The sequence below is a fragment of the Legionella sheltonii genome (genome assembly GCF_026191355.1).
Lineage (GTDB): Bacteria > Pseudomonadota > Gammaproteobacteria > Legionellales > Legionellaceae > Legionella > Legionella sheltonii.
The window spans coordinates 151,705-178,585 of record NZ_JAPHOQ010000005.1 but is presented as its reverse complement, the minus strand read 5'-3'; the positions used below and the strand labels follow the sequence as shown (position 1 = coordinate 178,585).

Sequence of the window (26,881 nt, the reverse complement as noted above, 5' to 3'; positions counted from 1 at the left end):
GAAAACAAATCGTAGCCTGTCTGCAGTAGGTTGGGCCTCGACGCAACACTATCCCTCAATATAAAGATGACATTACCTAAGAGTATTGATAGCATGATGCAAGTTCAGATAATCGATTTAGCAAATGGAAGTTGCGTATGCAAAATATTATTAATCGAGTACAAAAGCGAGCTCAAAAAAATCCTCAATCTGAAGCAATTCTCTATTTAGAAGATGGAAAACATCCGACTGCAAGTCTTACTTTTGGCGCGTTGGATCATCAAGCCAGAATTATTGCCTCCCATTTACAAACCCAACACATGAAGGGTAATCGTGTGGTTCTTCTTTACCCTACAGGGATTGAATTTATAGTCAGTTTGATAGGATGTTGGTATGCAGGTGTCATTGCGGTGCCAGTGCCCTGCCCTAAAATCGATGAATTTGCCAAACACGAAGCTTTTCTGAACAGTATAGCCGATGATGCAGACATTGCTGCCGTTTTAACCTTGGATCAATTGTGTTCCAGTATTGAGATGACTCTAAAGAAAAAAGTACCTGTATTTGCCACAGATAGGCTAAAAAACAAACCGGCTAACGATTATCAATCCATGCATATCACTAAGGATACCATTGCCTATTTACAATATACATCAGGGTCAACCTCTACCCCCAAAGCAGCAATAATCACCCATGGCAATTTACAACATAGTTTGCAAGAAACCCTTAAAGTTTGGCATTACACCAAGAAAAGTATCACTTTAACCTGGGCTCCCCATACCCATGTTTACGGATTGGTATGTGGGATCCTAGTACCTCTATATCATGGCACATTGGCAATTATTATGCCGCCGGCAGCCTTTATTAATAAGCCGATTACCTGGTTATCCGCCATTTCAACCTACCGTGTCACCCATAGCGGTTGTCCTAATTTTGGTTATGATATTTGCGTGCGTGACATTCAGGATGAAGAGCTTGCCTCGCTTAATTTAAAACATTGGAGCGTAGCAATTAATGGTGGCGATATGGTTCAATATCAAACCCTTACTCGTTTCGCCGCAAAATTCAAAGTATGTGGTTTTGAGTTAAAACAATTCTGTTCAGCTTATGGGATGTCCGAATTATCGGGAGCAATTGCCGTAACGTCTTTTGGTTGTGAACCCCGCTCGTTACCACTGCAAGAGCATGCACAGCGACAATTGGTCAGTAGCGGCAAACTATTGCCAGGACTGCAGGCCATTGTCGTTGACCCTCAAACGAAACAGCCTGTTGCTTACGGAGAAACCGGTGAAATCTGGTTATTAGGCAAATCGCTGGCTCAAGGCTATTGGCGACGTCCTGAGGAAACACAAGAGGTATTTCATGCGACAGTCTCTGGCGGTGATTTACACTACTTTAAAACCGGAGATTTGGGATTTATCTTCGACGATGAAATTTATTTAACTGGACGGTTAAAAGAAGTCATCGTCGTTTATGGCAAAAAATATTATCCGCTTGACTTAGAAGCTACCGTCGCCAATGCACTAGCCCCATTCCAGATCAAACTCCCCCAAGTGGTCTTCTCTACAGAAATTAAGGGTAAAGAAAAAATTATCGTTGTTCAGGAATTGTCGGAACAGACATATAAGTCGCTCTATCCTGAGATCAAAAACACAATTCGTCATGCGATAACCAAACATCATGGGCTGGATGTTCATGAAGTCCTTTTAAGCCCTAAGGGGGCAATTCCCAAAACTGGGAGTGGCAAATTACAACGAAAGAAAGCCCAATTACTCTTTAATGAACAAAGTCTTGCGGTATTAATACAAAACGAGCCCATAAAGGCCCCAACCAAGCAAACTGAAGAGCATAGTAAAAACCTATTCATCACGCTGATCGCTAAAGTATTAAACAAAGAGGTGCAAGAAATCGACTTACATGCGCCATTAAGCCATTATTCCTTTGACTCGATTAATATCATTCAGCTCACCAGTGTTCTTAATGAAACCTATCAACTCGCTATATCTCCTGCAGCTTTGTATGAATACGCCACTTTAGCAGAGTTTTATAGCGAATTATTAGCAGCAAAAACGGTTGTGATGGAGCCTGAAGAAGAACAGCAACCCAGCAATAGCAATCTGACCCAAAACGACATCGCCATCATAGGAATGAGCGGTATTTTTCCACAAGCACCTGATGTGGATACCTTTTGGGATAATTTATGTCAAGGGAAAGATTGCATCAGTGAAGTCCCTTTATCTCGCTGGAACTGGCGTGATTTAACCGTGAGGTGGGGTGGTTTTATTGAACAGGTGGATCAATTTGATGCGGCATTTTTTAATATTTCGCCTCATGAAGCAGAACTTATTGATCCGCAACAACGATTATTTTTGCAGATCGCTTGGAAAACCATTGAAGACGCTGGATATACTCCTTCATCCCTTGGGGTATTGAAAACAGGATTATTTGTAGGGGTATTTAATCATGATTATGCTGAGTTATTGCAAAAAAATGAGGTTATGGATGCCTATCTGACTACCGGTACGATGCACAGTATGATTGCGAATCGTATTTCCTACATTTTAAATTTACGCGGACCCAGTGAGGCAATTGATACCGCATGTTCCAGCTCCTTAGTAGCCATTCACCAGGCAGTACATGCTATTTTGCAAGGCGATTGTGAGCTGGCAATTGCCGGAGGAGTGAATACGTTAATTACCCCTACCTCATTTATTGCAGCCCAGCAAGCAGGGATGCTAAGTGACGATGGACGTTGCAAAACGTTTGATAAAAACGCCAATGGTTATGTGCGTGGCGAAGGGGCTGGTGCCATTTTGTTAAAAAAATTATCGCAGGCATTGCAAGATGGCGATCATATCTATGGAGTAATTAAAGGCACCGCGGTGAATCATGGAGGGCATGTGAATACCCTCACTGCCCCTAATCCCAATGCGCAAGCAGAGGTCATTATTTCAGCGTGCCAGCGGGCGCAAGTACCGATTGACAGCATTCAATACATTGAAACCCATGGCACCGGCACCCCCCTAGGTGACCCCATTGAAATCAACGGCTTAAAAAAAGCATTTCAATACTTGGCCTTAGAGCAAAACATTGACTCTTTGCCACAACGCTACTGTGGATTAGGCGCAGTGAAAACTCATATTGGTCATTTGGAATCTGCAGCCGGAATCGCGGGGATTATAAAAACTTTATTAGCCATGCAGCATGAAATGCTACCGGCCAATTTACATTTAAATGAATTAAATCCTTACATCGAAATTGAGAACAGCCCATTTTATCTCGTTGATAGACCCACTCAATGGTCAAAAATCCCGGGTAAACCTAGAAGGGCGGGAGTGAGCTCCTTTGGTTTTGGCGGAGCAAACGCGCATATCATTTTTGAAGAGCCTCCGGAACGAACACCCGTTTCACCTCCTAAGCATCCTGTACACCTTATTTGCTTATCAGCAATGACTCTAAATGGATTGCAGCAACGGATGATGGATCTACTCAACTGGTTGGAGACCCAAAAGAATTTACCCACTCTGGCAGCACTCAGTTATACTTTAAATGCCGGAAGACAACATTTTAGCAAACGTTTTTGCGTGATGGTGAAAACAATTGCAGAATTAAGGAAAGAATTGAGGTCTATTTTATCCAGCAAAGACATCCAGGCGCACTTACTTGATTACGAATTATCCAATACAAATCATCACCCTGCTGATTTAAAGCAACTACGCCATGACTACCTGCAAGGCAAATCAATTGATTGGCGCACCCTCTATGGTGAATATCAGGAAAAAGTCTCGCTTCCTGGCTATCCTTTCGCCAAAGAATCGCATTGGGTCGACATCAAAAATAATGTACATCACCCGCATACATTGATTGATGAGAATATTTCTACCTTCTCCTCGTCTGCTTTTAGTAAACGATTCACTGGAAATGAATTTTATTTGCGCGATCATAGGATTAACAAAGAACCAGTCTTGCCCGGTGCTGTGTGTTTGGAAATGGTTCGCATTGCTGCCAATATGGCGGCGAAAAACCAGCAAGTAACGACTCTAAGCCAGATCATTTGGGAAAAACCAATAAAAAATCCGGATTTGGCTACCCCACTGCATGTCGTTTTATTTCCGGAAATGGATACTGTCTCATTTTCCATTACTAACCAAGACGAAACAGTTTCTTATGCGCGTGGAATGATTCATTATACAGATAATTCTTCCGATGCCCCGCTCTACTTACTTAAGCTAAACGAAATAAAATCCACATTGCCTTATACTCAAGATCCCAAAGTCATTTACAGCTATTTTAATCATGCAGGGATAACCTACGGCCCCAGTTTTCAAGTCATTCAAAGCATACATTTTGATGAGCATCATCTTTTAGCAGAAATTGCTTTGCCTGAAAACCTAGCGACTCAACATCATGAGTTAGTACTACATCCCTGTTTATTTGATGGAGTCTTACAGACTACCCAGGTACTGCTTAAAAATCATGAAGTGCTTTATCTACCCTTTTCTATTGAGCAAATAGATATTTATAAGCCTCTGCCAAATCGCTGTTATGTCCATGCGAACCTGATTTCGACTGCAGACAGTCAGCATATGCCGGCATTTAATATTCAAGTCACAGACGCTGAAGGAGCACTCTTATTAGTTATTACGGGATTTACCTTATATCCACTGCATGAACCTGCAGCCACGGTAGCATATTATACCCATCAATGGATTCCCCAAGCTGCGCAAGGAGCAACCCGAAAATATCCAGACTCCATTCTGATTTTAGGCCATAACGAACAATCTGTGCTCGCAATAAGCACCCAATTCCCAGGTAGAACGGTTTCGTACCAGCTCCTAAAAGAACCTTCTCATTTAAATATCAACATCGATGTACTGAGCGAGTGTATTATTATTGCTCTGGAAGAATTCCATAGTGAGTCTCTTTCAACGACAGAAGTTCAAGAAAAAATTGAGCAAACTTATTATCTGGTCCATGCTGTAGTAAACCAAATCAGTAAATTAAAACCCAAACAACCCATACAACTAGTGGGTATCATTAACAATCCCTCTATTTTTTCCCGGGCATTGGATGGATTTGCAAAGTGCGTGCATCAAGAACAATCCAACATCTCGTGTCGCTTTATTGAATTACATGATCTTGGCCTACTGACCAATGAATTAACTCAAAACGAGATTTATGTCCGCTATGATAAACGGAATCAGCGTTATATCAGAGAGTACCTTCCACTCCCTACACTAAAAGAAACAGCACCAATGCTCAAGAAATCCGGTGTTTATTTAATTACTGGCGGCATGGGCGGACTGGGCTATTTATTTGCTACGTATTTGGCCAAACATTATCAAGCCCAAATGGTATTAACAGGTCGTTCCCCGCTGTCTGAACTACATCAAAAAAGAATCGCAGAACTGGAACAGCACGGCGCGTCGGTAGCTTATGTATCAGCAGATGTATCATCTTACGAGGAGGTGCAAGCACTGATTCAAATCATTAAAGAACGCTTTGGTGCAATAAATGGCATTATTCATGCTGCAGGACTTACTCAAGATGGATTGATTGTCAATAAAACACTACCTGAAATAGAACAGGTTGTCGCCCCCAAAATTTTTGGTGCCTGCAATTTGCATACGGCAACACGTAAAGAACCTTTAGATTTTTTCATTCTCTTTTCATCCGCGGCAGCAGTGTTTGGTAATTTAGGACAAAGTGACTATGCCTACGCGAATTGTTTTCTTGATGAATTTGCCGACGCACGAGAGCAACAAAGAGCTCAGGGGCACTGTAATGGGCATACTCTTTCAATTAATTGGCCACTTTGGGAAGAGGGGGGGTTACAGATCGCTCCCGAATACCAACAGGAGCTTGCGCAAACTTTAGGTATTCTGAGTTTGTCCACTCAGCAGGGATTGAGCGCTTTCGTGCACGCGTTACAGCACTCTGGTGCACATTTTATTGTTCTTCCGGGCTATCAGCAAAAACTCAGGCATGCATTGCAAAAAAATTCACTGGTGAAGCAATCCATCACATCTTCCAAAGGCGTAATGCCCAATTTAGGTGAACAAGCTGAAGCGTTTTTAAAGAACATACTCGCTGAGACCTTAAAGTGCTCACCAGAACGTATTGATAGAGATTCGCCTTTCGAACACTACGGCATCGACTCCTTAATGATTATTCAACTCAATCAACGCTTGGCCAAAGAGTTCTCTGCATTACCCAAAACCTTATTTTTTGAATGCCAGACCATGGCTGATTTAACTGAGTACTTCATGGAGCATTATCCCCATGAATTGATTCAACATTTATCTAAGTTGCCTCTGCCCTCCTTGCACGGACAGGGACTTACTGCCAATCAAGCACCCATATCAACTCAGAAATGGTCGGAAATTACCGAGTCTCTCAACTCAACCACAGCGCCCCAAAGCTTAATGACCGGGCCAAGACTACTTAGTTCGAGGAAAAATATCTCAAAATCACAAGACATCGCCATTATTGGGATCAGTGGACGCTATCCCGAAGCACAGGATTTAACAGAATTTTGGCACAATCTGTATTCAGGAAAAGACTGTATTACCGAAATTCCTCAGGATCGATGGGCTTTAGCAGATTATTTTGATGCCAATCAAGAGTGCCAAGGTAAAATGTACAGCAAATGGGGTGGTTTTTTAAAGGATGTGGATCAATTTGACCCCCTCTTTTTTAATATTTCCCCTCGTGAAGCGGCCCTCATGGATCCCCAGGAACGATTATTTTTAGAAACCGCATGGAAAACCATAGAAGATGCCGGCTATGCTCGGGAAGCATTAGTTAGGAGAAAAATTGGGGTCTATGTTGGTGTGATGTATGGCCAATATCAGTTGTTTGGCCATGAATTATCGCCCTCCAGCCAGTTTGTCCCGACGAATTCGGTGTTTGCTTCTATTGCTAATCGGGTTTCTTATTTTTTTGATTTTCATGGTCCGAGTATCGCGCTGGATACCATGTGTTCTTCTTCGCTTACGGCCATCCATTTAGCCTGTCAAAGCATCCATAAAGGCGAATGCGAGATGGCCCTTGCTGGTGGGGTGAATCTATCGCTGCATCCCAATAAATACCTTTTGCTAAGTCATGGAAAGTTTTTAGCAAGTGACGGACATTGCCGCAGCTTTGGTGAAGGCGGCGATGGTTATGTTCCTGGCGAAGCCGTGGGGGCAGTATTGCTCAAACCCCTAGATAAAGCACTCGAAGATGGCGACCTTATTTACGCGGTAATTAAGGGAAGTCATCTTAATCATGGTGGCAAAACCAACGGTTACACAGTACCCAACCCAAATGTTCAAGCCGAATTACTTGCAGAAACCTACCAACAATCCCAGGTTGACCCAGCACATGTCAGTTATATCGAAGCACATGGCACAGGAACTTCGCTGGGTGACCCTATTGAAATTGCTGGATTAAATAAAGTATTCGGTCAATCCATGCAACACCAATGTGCTCTTGGTTCAGTCAAATCGAATATCGGACATTGTGAGTCTGCCGCAGGGATTGCTGCGGTCACCAAAGTAGTCTTGCAACTACAACACCGTACTTTAGTCCCTTCGCTTTTCTCAACCACTTTGAATACCAACATCGACTGGTCGCTCACCCCATTTACGGTGCAGCAAACCGTCAGTGAGTGGAAGCAACCCATACCTACTATACCGCGAATTGCGGGGATCAGCTCTTTTGGTGCTGGAGGTTCTAATGCTCATTTGATTTTGTCTGAAGCACCCGAGGTATTTTCTTCTCCGGTAAGGAACAAATCACATTATTTGCTCACGCTATCGGCCAAAACCGAATTCGCCTTAAATCAACGTCTCGATGATTTATTGGCATGGCTTGAGCAAAATCCATCAGCACAGCTAGAACAGGTTAGTTACACCTTAAATGCCGGCAGAAGTCATTTTGAGTATCGTTATGCCATGGTGGCGAGCTCGCTTGATGAGGTGAGCGATTTAATTCAACAATTTAAAGCAGGACAAAATCCAGCTCACTTATTGATCCAGCAAAATGCAGGCAATACCTCTGAAAACCGCCTTATCAACACAACGCTTTTGCGTTTAGTAATGCAGCAATTGTCACAAGCCACTCAATATCAAGAGACTTTGCTGACACTGGCAAAATTTTATGTGGAAGGCCAAAATCTGGATTGGCAGCAAATCCATACAGGTGAATCCAGGAAAAAACTATCCTTGCCCACCTATCCTTTTGCCAAAGAACGTTATTGGTACTCTGATGAAGAACAACGTGCCTCTGCTCAAGAAAAGCCAATCAGTCGGACATTAACCCCAAATGGGCTTGCGGAGAAAGTAAACTCTTTTCTGATGCGAGAAGTAACGCAAATATTGAAATTGACGCAACACCGAATTGCCATAGAAAAAAATCTGGGGGAATACGGTATGGATTCGGTGCATTTTATTGAATTGGCCAAAAAGATTACGGAACACTACGCAATAGAATTCACACCTGCGGTTTTCTTTACGCACAGCAGCATATCATCAATCAGCCAGTATCTTATCAATCAATTTCCAGAGGCAGTCGCACCAACACACCATGAGCTGGCCAAACTGCACGTAAATACTCATCCAGTAAAATCCAGACGGATAGTAACCGATGAGGCGGATTCGATTGCGATTATTGGGATGCAAGGAATTTTTCCTCAAGCAGATGACCTTACCTCATTTTGGCAACATTTGGTTGATGGCCATGATTTAGTAACGGAGATCCCTGCAGAACGCTGGGACTGGCGAGATCATTACGGCATTGAAGCCAATCAAAGTAACTCCAAATGGGGTACTTTTATCAACAATTTCGATCAGTTCGATGCAGGCTTCTTTAATATTTCAGCCCGCGAAGCAAATCTTATGGATCCACAACAACGCCTCTTTTTGGAAATCGCATGGAAAGTCATTGAAGACGCAGGCTATGATCCCTTTGCATTATCCTCACAGAACATTGGGGTTTTTGCCGGAGTTGAGTTTAGCGAATATCAAACGTTAATTGCCAAACAACAAAAAGAACATCATGGATTTATCGCTACAGGCAACTCGCATAGCATGATCGCCAATCGTGTTTCCTACTTTTTTAATTTCCAAGGTCCAAGTGAGTCCATTGATACGGCGTGTTCCAGTGCGCTGGTTGCGATACATCGCGCGGTACAAGCCATTCGCCATGGTGAATGCGATATGGCAATTGCCGGTGGGGTAAGCCTTATATTAAGCCCAGATACCCTGGTAGTTACCAGCCAATTAGGTGCCTTATCTGCAGATGGACGATGCAAGACTTTTGATAAGGCGGCCAATGGCTATGTCAAAGGGGAAGGCGTAGCCGGCCTGTTACTGAAACCTTTGAAGCAAGCACAACACGATAGAGATCATATCTATGGGGTCATTAAAGGCTCGGCAGTAAACCATGGCGGCAAAGCGCAATCTCTGACGGCACCCAATGCTGCCGCACAAAGTGAGTTATTAATTCGTGCTTACACACAAGCCAATTTCAATCCGGACACGGTGACCTACATTGAAACTCATGGGACTGGAACCGCTTTAGGTGATCCTGTAGAGATCGAGGGATTAAAACATGCGTTTACCACCCTACTTACATCTGAAATCAAACCAAACTCAATTGGTTTAGGTTCTGTAAAAACAAATATCGGCCATTTAGAACCCGCCTCAGGAATAGCGGGAGTCATCAAGTTGATTATGGCCATGACCCATGAAACCCTACCCGGTATTTTGCATTTAAATGAATTAAATCCTTATATCAATTTAGCCAATACCCCCTTCTACATTGCTAAAGAGACACAAACCTGGCGACGCATCAAAAATAAAACAGGAGATGATATTCCATTGCGTGCAGGCGTTAGCTCTTTTGGATTTGGTGGCACCAATGCACATATTGTTCTTGAAGAAGGTCGCCCCCACCAGACCATCGTTGAGCGCCATCAAACAAAACCCTATTATTTAATTGCACTTTCAGCCAAACACCAAGAGAGTTTGCAACAAAAAATAGAGGATCTCTACCAATGGCTGAACCAAAATAAAGAAACGGTTTTCTTACCATCCCTAAGTTATACACTGAATGCAGGTCGTGCTCATTTTGTCTACCGTTGTGCTCTGGTTGTAGACTCTATTGATACATTACTCCACGCTTTGACCTTGTTAATTCAACATGAAACTCCAGAATATTGCATGTTAAATGAAGGTCAAACCTTGACAATTCAGGGACCAGTATTCGATGAAGTATATCAAGCAGCAATTAAGGCGTTGCACCAGCCAGACAATCCAGACCAGTATCGCCACAAATTATTTATCTTGGCTGATCTCTATACGAAACATTATCTCATTGACTGGCAACAAGTTTATTATGGGGAAAAAATATCGCGATTAGGTACTTTGCCTGCTTACCCATTTATCAAGCAACGCTATTGGTATGACCAGGAATTAAATGCCACACGAGCTCCCGCAATCCTCCCTCCGGTTGTCAAACAAGCCATCCCGGTAGAAATGGATCTTTCCAGCCAGGTATTAACCTATTTACAGCAGATCTTTGCAGAAAAATTAAGTACCATGCCTGAATGCATTCAAGTGGATGAAACCTATGAGGTTTATGGCGTTGACTCAATAATTGGCTTGGAAATTACCAATCGCTTGGAGAAAGACTTTGGCACCTTACCCAAAACATTACTGTATGAACGCAATCGATTAAATGATTTAGCGAAATTTTTCATCAAAAATCATAAAGAAAAATTGTCGGGTCTGGTGTCTGCACTCCATGCGGTACCCGCAGTAATCCCGCAGGAAATAGAAACCGCGCAACCCACCACCGTGACTGGCGAACACCCAAGCCAATCATCCCGGGACATTGCAATCATTGGCTTAAACGGAACCTTCCCAATGGCCAACTCCATAGATGAGTTTTGGCATAACTTAAGCACAGGACGTGATTGTGTGGGCGAGGTGCCGGCTGATCGCTGGAATTATAAAGAGTACCCGGTAGTTATCGCAGGTGAGGAACATTATTTCCCGCATGGAGGCTTTATACCTGATGTCGATAAATTTGACCCCTTATTTTTTAATATCTCCCCCCGCGATGCTGGACTTATGGATCCACAAGAGCGTTTATTCATGCAGTCTGTGTGGTCTACTTTAGAAGATGCAGGTTATACGCGTGACAAATTAAAGCGTAAAGCAAACAATTCGGTCGGTGTATTTGCTGGCGTGACTTATAATTTTTACCCACTGTTTATTGCCGAGGAGTGGCAGAAAGGAAATCGTGTGCCACTGGATATCCAATCGTTCTCCGTAGCCAACCGAATTTCCTACTTTCTTGATGTAAACGGTCCAAGCTTTGTGGTCGATACAGCCTGTTCATCCTCCTTGGCAGCAATCCATTTAGCGTGCGAGAGCCTGTTACGAGGTGATTGTAAAATGGCGATTGCCGGTGGCGTCAATTTGTCTTTACATCCGAGTAAATACCACTTCCTAGGCAGTTTTAATTTTATGTCGGAACAAGGACGTTGCGCGAGCTTTGCTGAAGGAGGAACCGGATATGTACCCGCCGAAGGTGTTGGCTCTGTATTGCTGAAACCTCTAGCTGACGCAATTGCTGATAAAGATATGATTTATGGGGTCATTAAAGGAAGCAGTATGAACCATGGGGGTAAAACCAGCGGTTATACTGTTCCTAATCCCAATGCGCAAGCAGCGGTGATTCTCCAAGCCTTAAAAAAGGCACAAGTTGATGCTCGAACGGTATCCTATATCGAAGCGCATGGTACAGGAACGGCCTTAGGAGACCCTATAGAAATTCGTGGTCTTCAAGATGCCTTTGAACATTTTACGGAAGACAAGCAATTTTGTGCGATAGGTTCAGTCAAATCCAATATTGGACATTTGGAGTCAGCCGCAGGTGTATCTCAATTGGCTAAGGTCCTTTTACAAATGCGTCACCAAAAATTAGTACCTACCCTGCATAGTGCTCAATTGAACCCCTTTATTGATTTTCAAAACTCACCTTTTTACGTACAACAAGAGCTCAGCGATTGGCAGCCTGACCATAATCTACCCCGTCGTGCCGGAGTCAGTTCTTTTGGTGCGGGTGGCGCGAATATACATATGATAATTGAAGAATACCGACCACCAAGAACACAACAGAATAGCGTAAATGGCCCGTATATTTTCATACTATCTGCATTAAATGAGGAGCGATTGGCAGCAAAAATACAACAAATGCACCACTATTTGTTACAACACAGCCATACAGAAAATAAAGAATGGCTCAGGGACGCATGCTTTACTTTGCAAACTGGACGAGAGCATATGACGGCACGATTCGCAGTGATCGTCACGAGCAAAGACGAGCTGCTTACGGCCTTGACGAATTATCCTCAGGGTAGTGGTTCTAAGTTCTGGATAAATCCCAATGCACAAAGTAACCCCCAACCCGCTGCTCATTTAGCAGAATTAATCAGTAACGCCCACTATGAAGAATTAGTCCAACATTGGGTTAATGGAGCAAAAATAGATTGGGACCAATTACACACACAACAATCCCCCAACATTATCTCCCTACCTACCTATCCCTTTACGAAACGACGCTGCTGGATACCCACTAAGGAAGTAGAAACACAACCCGTAGAATTAGCCAGTGTGCAGCCAAGCATCCCCTCTGTAGTCTGCAATACAAAAGGGATTAACGTCCAAGATTGGCTTTATATGACTCAATGGGAGAAAAATCCTCAACTCACTCAGACCGGCTTGTCAAAAAATGAGGGGAAATGGCTGATTTTTTGTGATCACGAATCAATCCCAGTATTGAGGCAAAAGTTTGCAAGCGGTATTTATTGTTTTGCAAGCACCTCGGGTGCAGCAACTCAGCAGGATGAGTACGTGATTAATGGATCGCAAAAAGCAGATTATGAGCAATTATTTGCGACAATCCATGCATTGCATCAAGAACATTTACACGGGGTTATCTATGTATGTTCTGCAGTAGCTCCTACTGAAACATATACTGCAGGGGATACTGCTCAAACATTGTTATACCTGCTCCAAGCCATGATTAAGCATTCTTGGCAACATCAACTCACGTTTTGTCTTGCCTCACAATCAGCCCAACACGTGAATCCCCATGACTGCATCAATATATGGCAACATCATCTTTGGTCCATGACCCGCATTTTTGCCGCCGAACAGGCAAAATACCAGGCTTTGCTGCTTGATTTGGAGAGGGATGCGGGGATGGAACACAATGCTAAGATCCTAGCTCAAGAATTAGCACATTACCAAGTGCAACAAAATCACGTTGCCTATCGTGCTGGACAACGCTACACCATTCGTTTCATGCCTTATGAGATGCCACAAAATCATGAGCCAGTTCCCTCTTACACGACTCCTGTTGCTGCATTAATTACTGGTGGCTTAGGTGCGTTAGGTTATGAAATAGCAAAATCTATTCTAGCCCAAGGGACACGTTTTATCTTGCTTACTGGAACAACTGAATTGTCTGCTCAAACTGCAGAAAAAAATACCTGGCTCAAACAATTAGAAGCTCGAGGGGCACAGGTTCGCTACGCGGCAGTTGATGTGGCTGACAAAGAACAAATGCAAAAGGTGATTATGGATGCTGAAAAAGCATGGCAGCAGCCCATTGATGGTGTTTTTCATTTGGCTGGAATCACTACGGATAATGTCACGATTGCCGATATGGATGAAGCATTATGGAACAATGTATTACGCGTCAAAATACAAGGCTCATTGGTGTTGCATGAACTCTTTTTGCAAGCCCGATTGTCGTGCTTCGTGTTGTTTTCCTCCATTGCTGCAGTGCCCCATTTTGGTATGGCTGGGCTTAGTGCCTATGCCGTAGCCAATGAATTTATGAGTGGTCTTGCTTTATATCGTCGCAGTATGCAATTACCTGCATCCAGCATTAACTGGGTCGCTTGGTCGGAAAAAGGAATGAGTCACCGACATAATCATGATGCATTTTTAGATGCTGTAGGCATGGCGTCGCTAAGCATTAAGGATGGAGTCGCCCTATTTCATACCCTTCTCAGGCTTAATCTTGCTGAAATTACGGTGTGTCACATTCAATGGAAGAAATTCTTACAAGTTAATCCCACAGCCAAACAACTGGATTTCTTTAAACATTTTGTTGCTGAGTATGCTGCAAGCCCATCCACACCGGTCGTTTCTTCATTAAACTCCGAAGAAATTACTGCATTAGTTCTGAATCACTTTGCTAGCGTATTAGGATTAGAAGTAGCTGAAATTGACCGGGAAACCCCTTTCCAGCAATACGGGATGGACTCCATTACCGGCATCGATTATACCGAAGAACTGGGGAAACATTTTCCCGATGTGGTCGCTCCAATGGATTTATACCGCTACCCCACCCTAAATCAATTGACGAATTACATCGTGCAACGAGTGCAAGTGAACTCCGAGTCCAGTCCTGCACCACTTTTTAGCGCAGAAGGAACTATTGATTTGGATCACTTAAACGATGCACAACTCAATGAACTACTTGAATTGGAATTAAAAGAGCTCGAGCTGGCCTATGAATGATACCACTACTTTAAAAAAATCATTGTTAATGATTCAAAAGCTAAAAAGGCTTTTGCAGGAACAAAATGAAAAATCATTTGATCCCGTTGCAATTATAGGGATGAGCTGTCGTTTACCCGCAGCAAATAACCCGCAAGAATTTTGGGAATTATTATGCCAAGGTAAAAATGTCATTTCCCCAATCCCCGATGAACGTTGGGAACTGCTAAAAGGAACACGAGAATTCGAACAACGTGATGCCAATTTACCTTATTGGGGTGGCTACTTACAGCAGATTGAGGCCTTTGATGCATATTTTTTTGGCATTAGCCCCCGCGAAGCCATGCGCATGGATCCCCAACAACGTATTTTAATGGAGGTCGCGTATGAATCCCTTGAAGACGCTGGTTTAACTGTTGAAACCTTAGCTGGATCCAATATGGGTGTTTTTTCCAGCTTATACGCAAGCCAGTTCAGTCATCTACAAAAGCTGGACTCAGATATGGATGCTTTGTTTATTCCTACAGGAAGTGCCATCAGTATGGCAGCCAATCGCTTATCGTATTTATTCGATTTGCGGGGGCCTAGCCTGGTATTAGATACTGCCTGCTCTTCTTCACTGATTGCTATTCAATTAGCATGCCTCAACCTACATGCAAAATTATGTGATACCGCCCTAGTCAGTGCAGTGAATATCAATTTATTACCCTCCATTCACTCCGTTTTAGCTAAAGCAACAATGCTTTCGCCTACTGGACAGTGCCATACTTTTGATGCCAAAGCAGATGGTTATGTGCAAGGAGAAGGAGCCGGATCCATTGTGCTAAAACCACTTTCCAAAGCATTAAAGGATAAAGACAAAATCTATGCCGTGATCACCGGGGGGGCAATAAACCAAGATGGCAAAACAAATGGTTTAACCGCCCCTAACGGTTTGCAACAAGAACAATTATTGCGTTCCGCATATCGAGCAGCCAAAACAGACCCTGCACACATTGCCTATATCGAATGCCATGGAACAGGAACCTTTTTAGGAGATCCTATTGAAGTGCACGCTTTGGGAGAGGTGATTGGCAAAAATCGCGATCCTGAAAAACCCTGCTGGATTAGCTCAGTCAAAACCAATCTAGGCCATCTGGAACCTGCAGCAGGTATTATCAGTGTGATTAAGGTGGCTTTAGCTTTAAAAAAAGGGTTGCTTCCCCCTCATCTTAATTTTGCACAGGCAAACCCACATATCCCTTTTAATCGTTATTCTTTGCGTATCCCGCATCAAACAGAACAATTACCTCGATATGGCGATAAGTGCATTGCTGGTGTGAGTGGTTTTGGTTTTGGTGGTGCCAATGCCCATATTGTACTCCAAGAACATTCTGTAAATGAGCAACCTGACTGCACACAGGCCCTCACTCGAGATAAAGAATTATTTACCATTTCGGCAAAAGAACCCGCTGCATTATCTGCTTTGATTGAGCTTTGGTGTGATTTTTTAAAATACAATCCAGAAACGAACCTGGCGCAACTGTGCTATAACCTCCATATCAAACGCTCTCATTACCTACATCGTCTGGCCATAATTAGCACTTCAATTGCGGATCTTTATCAAAAACTGGAGATTTTACGTGCCGATCCTCACACTAAAAATAAACAGATATTTATCAATCATGAATTAAAGAAAACCAACAGCCCGCTGCAAATAGCCGAGTTTACAACTATAGACTTACCGCTTTTAGCCAAAGACTATGTAAACCAAGCGCAGGTTGATTGGAAAAAATTTGAAGCAGAACGAACTTATATGCCTTTGGATATGCCGTTTTATCCATGGCAACGCAAAACTCACTGGCCAACTTTTGAGCAAACATCAACAAGCGGACATGGCAATACCAGCCATCCAATGCGAGGAAGAATGCTTCCTTCGCCTTTATCCGCGCGACAATTTGAGTTTGTCTTTGATACCAAAACATTGCCCGAGGTTCAGGATACTTTTTATGTGTTGCATGCAGGCTATTATCTGGAAATGTTAGCGTATGCCTCCGAGCAACTCCAAACAACAGGCTCCTTTAGCATACATCATCTTAATTATTTATCCCCTATATTAGTTCTGGATGGAAAAACCGTCTTGGTCCACTTAATTATCGAAAATGATGAGAAAGATGCATTATCCTTTCGTTTTTTCAGCAGTGATGGCAAGGAACATTGGATAGAACATGCAACTGGAACTTTAGCTCTTCATGCTCCCACTCGCAACGAATTCGAAAAAAGCAAGCACGAGCTAATGCAACGACTTCCAGCGTCAGGAACTATGGAAACTTTTTACAACCGCATCTCAGGGATGGGGATGCCCGCTGGTGACACCATTCGTTGGGCACATCAATATTGGGTAAATAACAATGAATTATTTTGTATACTACGCGAACCTAAAGCTGCAGAACGTGGAAGACAATTTATAACTCAAATGCATCCAGGTATTATCGATGCCTGCATTCAAACACTCTTTTTATTATTGCCAGAACAATTGTCTAAACCCTATATTGCATCACATATGGGCACTATAGAATTTCATGGCTCAGCAGAAGACCAACGATACATACATACCGTATTAAAAGAACTCCATCCAGAAGGGAAGCATATCATTGCTGACTGGTACTTGTTGGATAAAAATTATAGTGTAATCGCTCAATGCCATGATCTACGCATGACCCTACTCAACGATACCCTGCAAATTAATCAAATTATGGAGATTCAATCCCAATTCCAACTCGATTTATCATTGCCTTATGAAACGTGTAAACATCAATTGATTCATTATTTGACTAAGCAATTCGCGATGATTTTTTCGATGCCACAACAGGACATCAGCCCCTTTCAATCCTTGCATGAATTAGGGATGGATTCGCTAATGGCCTTAGCAGTTATCCGAATCATAGAAACCAATTTGAACGTGACTTATTCTGTACCGTTAATGATGCAGGGGCCATCCATTCATGAGATTGCTGAGTATGTGTTATCAAGCCAATGGCTAGGCGCGAAACAAGAGCCAACGCCCCAAAACCGTTTAGAGAATCTGTGGATTGCCAATCGAAAAATACAAGAAAATGCTCAAATTCGCTTGTTTTGTTTTCCCTATGGCGGTGGTGGTGCCTCCATTTACCGTGAATGGCAGCAGGAGTTCCCCGATTTTATTGAAGTATGCCCGGTACAATTGCCAGGCAGAGAAAATCGGATGGAAGAGCAACCGCTCGATAATCTTGATAACCTGATTTCTTTGTTGGCCCATCAACTGTCCCCTCAATTTGATTTACCTTTTGCCTTTTTCGGCCATAGTTTTGGTTCACTGATTGGATTTGAGCTTACTCGGTATTTGCGTCGACATCATCTCGCCACCCCTGTCCATCTTTTTGCATCAGCTTATCCTGATCCCCGTGTCCCATCCAAAAGTTTGAATAATCTGCTGGCAAAACTACAACGGTTGAATATCAATTTATTTGATTTAAATTCAGAACGAATAAGTGAATTAGACGACCAACAATTAACGACTTTATCCAGCGTGTTTCAAGAAAATGGTATTGTTGATTACAGTGATGCGCGAATGAACAAAAGCATTATTAAAGTATTATTACCCATTTTTATTGGTGATATGAACATTGTAAAAAGTTATGCTTATCGCGATGAATTACCTTTAAAATTGGATGCCACGGTATTTTTAGGGACACACGATGCATGGGTCGCTCCCGAGGATCATTTTGGATGGAGCAATCACTTCTTGAAACCCTGTGAATTTCAACAATTTGATAGTGGACATCTGTTTGTAAGAGAAAAAGAAATAAGATCGAAAATCATTCAAAAAATTACCGAAAAGCTCTCGTGTTTTACTATGGTAGAATGTGAGATCTAATAGCCTGAGTTGCTTTGTAACCCGGATTAGCGCAGCGTAATCTGGGTAAATTACGTTAACCAATAATGGTTCTTCTCAAAACAATAGGTCGGCAAGCTGACTTTTGATAATCCATGAATATAGGGGGCATAATTCGCGGACCAATCGACCTGCTTGCCATTTAAATAAGCACTTTGTAGATCGCCATCACCAACGACTTCTTCAGTCAACGTACTTTCTATGGCCATGGTTTGGCCTAATTTCTCAATCAACTCCTCCTTACTATGAGCATAAATAGCTATCCGCCATTCGAAATGATAACGGCCTGTGGCTACCGTGTAGCATATATCCGCTAATGAATCCTTAGTGGTTTTCAAATAATCCTTGTACGCACCTATCAAGGACTGCAACGAGTTCTCCGTTTTTGCGGATAAAACAAAAAGTGATGTTGCAGGTAACTCGACCGGCTCTTTTTTGCTGTCTTGAGCAGACTCCTCAATGATCACATGAGCATTAGTCCCGTTAAAGCCAAAAGAGCTGACAGCAGCCCGACGAGGATTTTGGCCTCGTACCCATGGCTTCTTCACCGCCATAACTTCTGCAGGAAAGTTTAAACGAATATGCGGGTTGAGCGTCTTAAAATGAAGATTCGCTGGAATTTGCTCATGTTGTAAGGCCAAAATAGTTTTAATAAGGCCCGCAATACCCGCTGCAGCTTCCAAATGACCAATGTTGGTCTTTACAGCTCCCAAATACAGCGGATGATTCAATTCCCTATGTTCACCATAGACCTGGCCTATTGCACCAATCTCAATAGGATCGCCTAAAGAAGTTCCTGTTCCATGACACTCAATATAATCAATGTCATTTGATTTTAATCCCGATTTAATCAAAACAGTCTGTAATAATGATTTTTGCGCAGCACCATTAGGTACCGTTAAACCACTACTTGCACCATCCTGATTAATCCCGGATGCTTTGATAACCGCTAAAATACGATCATTATCCCTTTGCGCTGCAGACAAAGGTTTTAAAATGACCACGCCACATCCTTCTCCGCGAACATAACCATTTGCACTGGCATCAAACGTCTTACATGCCCCATCAGGCGATAGCATCCCCGCTTTTCTTAAATTGAGGGTGAGATCGAGAGACAAGAGCGCATTCACTCCGCCAACGATGGCGAGCCCACATTCTTCATTACGTAAGGACAGACACGCCTGATGAAGAGCAACCAAGGACGAGGAGCACGCTGTATCTATCGCCATACTTGGGCCTTGAAGCCCTAGGACATAAGACAGTCGTCCAGAAGCAGAACTTGCCGCATTACCCGTTGTGACGTGAGGGTGAATAATTAATGCTTTATGGCTAAAAATAAGGTGTTCATAATCATGACTCGAAATTCCAATAAACACCCCAGTACTACTACCACGTAATTGGCGCGGATCACATGCGGCATTCTCCAACGCTCGCCATGCGTTGGTTAATAACAAGCGTTGTTGTGGATCTAAGAGCAACGCCTCACGTGGTGAGATGGAGAAAAAACCTGCATCAAATTCAGTTATCCCATCAATACAGCCTCCTTTTAGTGGAGGTAAGGAATTCAACGCCTCAGGGCTCCGATTGCTGTAATATTCAGAGAACCAACGCTCTTTGGGAATCTCTCGAACCCCATCTTTTCCCTCCGCCAAAAGTTGCCAAAATTCATCGATATCCTTAGCCCCTGGAAACTGGCAGCTCATGCCAATAACAGCTATCTCTTCATGCAGTGGCGATCTCAGGTTCTTTATATGCTCCGGCGGTGATCGTAGAGGCTTTTCCTTTTTAGGGCTCAGCTCCTCGTACATATAATCAATTACTGCCTGAATATTGGGGAAATTAAATAATAACGAACTCTCCAAGATTAACGCATCGCCTAATTTTGTCTGTAACAAATTAATTAATTCTACGGCATTAATTGAATCAAGACCTAAGTCAAAAAATCCTTTACTCAAGTCGATGGGCGTGTCTTCGATATGGATGTAGTGAGCAACTGATGTTAATACCATATCTTTTATTGCCAATCGCTGCTCATCCTTGGTCAACTGCTTAAATCCCTCGAACCACTGACTGGGATTTTTAACTGCATTCACCTCATCCTCATCAACTTTCGGCCTATCTTGCACTTCAGAGGCAATAAAACGATAAAGAGAGAGCAAATGATGTTCTTGGATTAATTGTTTACAACGTCTACGTTGTAACTTACCACTACTTGTTTTAGGAATCGATTTAGCCGGTACTAAATGGATAGCATTAGCCGTAATATGACTGTCTTGGCTCAGTCTTTGATTGATATGTTCAATGATCTCAGGATAGGTTTGAGGCGAAGTTTTAGGCTTTAACTCAGCAACCACTACTAAAATTTCTTCATCTTCGACTTGATCAGCATAGGCAATCACACATCCTTTTCGTATGGCAGGATCTGCAAGAAAAACGGATAACTCGATGTCTTGAGGATAATAATTTTGGCCACGAATAATGATCATATCTTTGATTCGCCCACAAACGAAAAGCTGACCTTGGTATAAAAATCCAAGATCACCACTTCGCAAGTAGTTTTCATTTGAGGGATCATTATCTAAATGCGCATGAAAGGTTTTCGCTGTTTCTTCTGGATTATTATAATAACCTTTTGCTACCGATTTACCTTGAATCCAAATCTCGCCAATCTCTAATTCACCACATTCGGTCAATAATTCTGGATTCACGATTTTTAATGGCATCAGAGGGGTGCCACTGCTTTCAAGGCATGTAGAAGGACCATCACTCGGGTTAATGTCGACCCTATTATGTTTTAATTGCTCCGAGTTGACAGAAAGTCTAATTTCCTCTGAAAGCGCGAATTTACTTGCTGTCATTACAGTCGATTCGGCCAAGCCATAACAAGGTAATAATACGTTTTTTCTTAGACCAGCCGCAGCAAAAGTAGTATAGAAAAGTTCCATCGTTTTGGGGTTAATAGGCTCTGCTCCATTGGCAGCGACTTGCAAACAACTTAAGTCCAATGTTGCAATCTGTTCCTCAGTTGCTTTTGAAGCACATAATTCGTAGGCAAAGTTAGGGCCTCCGGTGAGAGTACACCGATATTTTGAGATCCCCTCCATCCATCGGGATGGTTTTGCGATAAAATCTAAAGTGGGTAAAAGTACGGAAGTCCCCCCCACATAGACGGGTTGAATAATACCAGCAATTAAACCCATATCATGGTAAGGAGGTAACCAGGAATAGCAAATAATATCTTCGGTCGTCTGGCAGGCATATTTAATAATTTCCGAGTTATCCACTAGATTACCATGACTGACTAAAACTCCTTTAGGTTCAGCAGTAGAACCCGAAGTATATTGGATAAAGGCTACATCATCGCCAATAACTGGATAAGGACTGAACTGCGTCCTATCAATTTTTAGATCATGAGCAATAATCAGCATATTAATTTCCATTGTTCCCAATGTCTTAAATAGCCGCTGATGCGTATCCGATAAACCAACATAAGATTTTAATCTATTTGGTATAAAACGATTTACTTTTTGCGCAATATTGAGGCCTCTGGAGGTCAGAGCATCAAAAAGTATTAATTGTGGCTGCACATTCTCGATAATATGTAAAAATCGATTGGCCATCATTTTATTAAATGGTGGTACTAAAGGCACAGCAATTGTCCCAGTAGCCAAACAAGCAAAAAATCCTACGATAAAATCTATTCCAGGCTGGGCACACAAAATGATTCGATCTCTGGGATTTGCTTTTTGTTGAATTTGGTATGCTAAATGAAATACTCTAGCGATCAGTTCTTCATAGGTTATGACGTTGAGTTCTTTATCCTTGCTTAACAACCGATAGGCTGGTTTTTGCGGAGTGTTTTGATAATTTAGCAACAGTTTAGCAATAATTGTATCGTTTGGGCTATTACCAGCAGAATCTTGCGACATATACCACCACTCTCAATCATTGAATTTGGGATAACCATGAATTTCCTATAATTATAGATTGCTTTTTTTGAACTTGTGGAAAAAAAGAACTTTGCTCTGCGCGCCATGTTGACTGCAAAACGCTACAGGTTTTGCTAAAACCAACAGTGGTCGACGGGAACGTTATGCAAAACTCCACGTAATTTGCCCACCAATTGCAGTGGTTTGCGTGTTGGTATGTCCTTTAAGGGAGGTCACTGGAGTAATGAGATTCACCGGCATTTGGTTAAAAAATGAATGACCGACACCCACATCATAGCCTAAATTCTCCGTAGGTTGAAAATGGGCTCCCACAGCCAGGATAGTTGCGCTTCCTACCGGATCTGCAATGCCTCGATCGTGATCATTAGAAGGAGTACTCATAAATTGAATTCCACCTCGTAATAACAATTTTTCGGTTGTTTTAAACGTGGCACCGACGGCATAATCAAAACAATTGTGGTAATTGAAGGGAATCGTTACTGGAAGTGTTACTCCAAAAGGAGTTTCCGTATGCTCCATTGTTATTTGATTAAATGTTCTCCAATTGGTGTAAAATACTGTAGCCATGCCCGTCCATCGTTGGGTAAAATCATGTTGCACACTCAGTTGAGCTCGAGCAGGCAAAGCGGCTTTAGTTTCTTGTTGATTTGTTCTGAAGATGCCACCAAAAGGTACATGAACAGTACTGTGCCCATTAGTCGTAATGGAGATTTTAGAGTAGTAACTTAACCCTATCCGGGTTGTCGACGACAAGTCAAATAACAAACCACCATGCCCACCGTATCCCCAGCCACTTAAATGATTCTCAAGTCGTGAATCGAAAGGAAAAGAAATAGGTGGACCATACATATTATTGAGTGTAAATGCCAAATGAAGTGCATCAAATCCCGCGCCTAGAGAAAAACGATCCGTTAGCTTCACCCCCAGACTTGGACCTACATCAATCCCCACCACTTGGGAACGCGTGGATGCATAACGCGCAATGGAGGAGCGTGAAGAGCCATAATTCGTACCTAAACCGAATGGTGTCGTAAAGTTTAAACCGAATGTAATGCGCTGATTAAGAGGAGCAGCATAATAAAATGAAGGCATGAACGCTTTAATTTGACTGTGCGCTACCCCAGATTGAACTATGGGGAAAGGAAATGGAGAGGGAGGAGTAACTGAAGTCCCTGTAAAACGTGCTGTCCCTGTGATACCTAATAAATTACCCACTATTTGTTGATGACGCAGCTTCACAAGTGCTGCCGGATTCGTATAAGCCGTACTTGCATCACTATCTCATGTTACGCACATGACCTTGTAGTTTGAATAAAAAGCATTAGAATTTCGTCCTTATTTTAGGGAGGAAGTTAAATGGATATGCTTGATCTTTATAGTGATTATTTAATTTGTCAGAACAAATATGCGACAGCCACCGGATTATCTGATTTGGTTGATGGAGCATTTGCGCATGACAAGGTGACTCGATTTCTTCGTTTTGAGTCTTTTGATTCAAAATCCCTTTGGCGCTATGTAAAAAAGCCAGTGAGGTCGCAAGAAACGGTTGGTGGTGTCTTAATACTGGATGACTCCATCGAAGAGAAACCCTACACGGATGAGAATGAAATTAATTGTTGGCATTACTCTCATGCTAAAGGGAGCGTGCTCAAAGGAATCAACATCTTGTCATGCATGGTTCGCTATGCTGACTTCAGTGTACCCATAGGGTATGAGGTGATTAAAAAAGATGTTGCCTATTGTGATATTAAAACCAAACAAGCCAGAAGAAAATCATCGGTTACCAAAAATCAATTATTTCAAAACCTGATTACTCAGGCCATTACCAATAAAGTGATGTTTGATTATGTGCTTGCAGACAACTGGTTTGGCTCGAAGGCCAATATGGTTCACATCCATAAAGACCTTCAAAAATCGTTTATCATTGGGATTAAATCTAACCGCACGTTAGCTTTATCTGAAAACGAGGCCAAAAACGGACGGTACCAACAAGTAAGAGCTTTAGAATTAGAAGAGGATGTAGCCCACACAGTCTGGCTTAAAGGCCTAGACTTCCCCGTGAGGCTCCTGAAAAAAGTGTTCAAAAACGAAAACGGTTCAACAGGAATTCTCTATCTTGTTTCTAATGACATGCCAAGTAGTGCCGAACGTCTTTATGAAGTGTACCAGAAACGGTGGCGGATTGAAGAGTATCACAAATCAATTAAGCAAAATGCAAGCTTAACCAAGTCGCCCACTCGAACCGTTAAAACTCAGTGTAATCATATTTATGCTTCTATTATTGCATACTGCAAGCTGGAATTGTTGAAGATAAAAACTCAATTAAATCATTTTGCCATTAAGTACAGATTGATCCTTAGAGCAAATCAGCTTGCATGGCGGGAGCTTAAAAATATGGCTGCTTAAAATAGATCGTGCGTAACATGAGTCACTATCAGCAGTTGCCCAATCGGCATAAGCGACCCCCAAGCCCGCGGTATTAACAAAAGGCAAACTAAAATCGGAATGTGCCGAGACGGGTGAAGAAAGACAGAAAACAGAAATCGCTAGGGATAATTGAGACAATTGGCGCACGTTTTGCTCCTTTATATGTAAGTGCTCAGCGCCTTTCAAAGAACGGCTCTATTACCCAAATTGAGAGCATCCAACCGTCCGAGTAACTATCAATAAGGAGAACTGAGCTACCTTTATATTTTGCCATCCTTTAATAAATTAATCATTATCTCAATCTCTTCCGACATGGGTCTGCAATGCTCTATTTTTGGCGAATAATCACGAACCTTGTGGTATATGGATTGAGCTTTTTTACTTGCCTTTTCGATACCTCGCAATTCAAGTGCTTGGGTTGCCGCAAGCAGCAAAATAGCGGTTAGACGCTCCAAATTAGCAACTGACTCTTGCAAATCAAAAGCAGCATGTGTTCCCAAACTGTTCACATCTTGATTATCACCCTCTGTCGGTAAAGTATATGCCTGATGTGATTGGGCCAATTTGCGATTTTGTACCGCAAGCGCCGCAGACAGCAGCTGCATGGAACGGAACCCGTTGTGTTTTTCGGGATTAGGCACTAAATTCACCGGTAAATCATGATTTTTACGCGGATGGACTAAATTGGCAAGCAATGCATGCATCCACGTTGAGGCTTGAGCAATATTCATTTTCAAAATATCACACGCATCAGTAACATAATAACCCATAAAATTTGCACTATGATGAATATTATTCGCAGCAACATCAATAACAGGATTATCATTAACGGAATTCATTTCACTTTCTACCCACTGAATTGCACGTTCCAAATTCTCTTGAAAAGGACCAAATCCTTGAGGAACCGAGCGAATAGAATAATAATCTTGTACGGGTTTATAGGTATAATCATTGGTGCGTAACTCATCTAAATCCGTCAATAATTGACTGCCTTCCCAGAAATCGATGAAAAATTGATTGATTTCAATTTCTCCCTTCTGTTTTTTCAGTTGGTGTACCATTGGATGGTACGCGCTACTAATTACGAGTAAAGACTCTAAGGTCATCGCAACAGCTGCTAACATGTATTGAAATAAATGATGCAAATCATAAACTGCCAAACTGGCAATTGCCGTCATAAATGATGTGCCATTAATCAAAGCAAGCCCATCACGCATCACGGGTTTATATGCTTTGAGACCAGCTAATTGAATGGCCTCAGGGGCTAACATCACTTTATCTTGATAAGTGACTGCGACAGGCTCTCCAATCAACGCTGCTGCAATCATGGAAAGAGGAATAAGATCGCCACTAGCACCAATAGATCCATAACAACGAACAACGGGAGTAATACCCGCATTGAGAAAATCTAAAAGTGAATTGATCAATTCAGGATGAACACCTGAATACCCTTGCGCCAAACAATGAGCCCGCAACATCATCGTGACACGCACGATGTGAGGTGAAACTACTGTACCTAAACCGCAAGAAAGTGAGCGGATAATGTTTTCTTGTCGTTCATTAATGGATTCATAATAATCTAATGTGTCCGTATCTTTGAGAGCAGCATCGATATAACGAACCTGATCACCAAAGTTTGTATTCACACCATAAATAGGAACTCTCGAATCAACATGTACTTTCAAATATTGATATGAAGCCTCTATTGCTTCCATCGCCTGGGGTGGTAAGGCCACCGCTGATGAATAATGCGTCAATGTTTGAGAAGAGGCAATAGTCAATTGACAACCATGTCCGATGGTTACAACGGACCTACCTTCTCGATTCACATCTACACCATGAGACGTTTGGGGAGTATTGAAAGACTTTAGATGTTCCAACCGTAAACTCCATTTATCATAGTAAAAAAAATCATCATGACACTGCTTTTTAGTGTGTTCTTTTTTGTAAAACTTTTCAATAAAAAATTTAGTGTCTTATTTAGGACGATATGTTCTTTAAACCCGGCACATAAGCTCCCGGATTAGGCTATGCTAATCCGGACGATACAA

Annotated in this window: 5 protein-coding genes and 1 pseudogene; 3 read left to right on the top strand and 3 right to left on the bottom strand. The window is 42.3% G+C overall.

The annotated features are described in order from the left end of the window. The first annotated feature begins 137 nt into the window (after positions 1-137). On the top strand, positions 138-14,561 hold the full coding sequence (locus OQJ26_RS07185; RefSeq protein WP_265703191.1) for an SDR family NAD(P)-dependent oxidoreductase: 14,424 nt from the start codon (positions 138-140) through the stop codon (positions 14,559-14,561). Beyond that, positions 14,554-18,435, top strand: a complete 3,882-nt coding sequence (locus OQJ26_RS07180; protein WP_265703190.1) for a beta-ketoacyl synthase N-terminal-like domain-containing protein — start codon at positions 14,554-14,556, stop codon at positions 18,433-18,435. The genes OQJ26_RS07185 and OQJ26_RS07180 overlap by 8 nt, the downstream gene beginning before the upstream one ends. Positions 18,436-18,485: 50 nt before the next feature. Here OQJ26_RS07180 and OQJ26_RS07175 read toward each other — a convergent pair whose 3' ends face one another. Further along, entirely contained in the window at positions 18,486-22,382 is a 3,897-nt protein-coding gene (locus OQJ26_RS07175) for a beta-ketoacyl synthase N-terminal-like domain-containing protein (protein ID WP_265703189.1), read from the bottom strand. Between the two features lie 162 nt (positions 22,383-22,544). Then, a pseudogene (locus OQJ26_RS07170) lies at positions 22,545-23,672 on the bottom strand (OmpP1/FadL family transporter); the annotation flags it as partial. 87 nt (positions 23,673-23,759) lie between these two features. Between OQJ26_RS07170 and OQJ26_RS07165 the strand changes: the two are divergent. Next, positions 23,760-24,809, top strand: coding sequence for an IS701 family transposase (locus tag OQJ26_RS07165; protein WP_265701959.1), 1,050 nt, complete (start codon positions 23,760-23,762; stop codon positions 24,807-24,809). Between the two features lie 281 nt (positions 24,810-25,090). On the opposite strand, the gene OQJ26_RS07160 is transcribed toward OQJ26_RS07165, so the two are convergent. Beyond that, positions 25,091-26,710, bottom strand: coding sequence for an HAL/PAL/TAL family ammonia-lyase (locus tag OQJ26_RS07160; RefSeq protein ID WP_265703188.1), 1,620 nt, complete (start codon positions 26,708-26,710; stop codon positions 25,091-25,093). Positions 26,711-26,881: the final 171 nt, after the last annotated feature.

Excerpts from the sequence above, each read along its gene's own strand:
- OQJ26_RS07185 (WP_265703191.1), top strand. The coding sequence starts at position 138 with ATGCAAAATATTATTAATCGAGTACAAAAGCGAGCTCAAAAAAATCCT.
- OQJ26_RS07180 (WP_265703190.1), top strand. The coding sequence starts at position 14,554 with ATGAATGATACCACTACTTTAAAAAAATCATTGTTAATGATTCAAAAG.
- OQJ26_RS07175 (WP_265703189.1), bottom strand. The coding sequence starts at position 22,382 with ATGTCGCAAGATTCTGCTGGTAATAGCCCAAACGATACAATTATTGCT.
- OQJ26_RS07165 (WP_265701959.1), top strand. The coding sequence starts at position 23,760 with ATGGATATGCTTGATCTTTATAGTGATTATTTAATTTGTCAGAACAAA.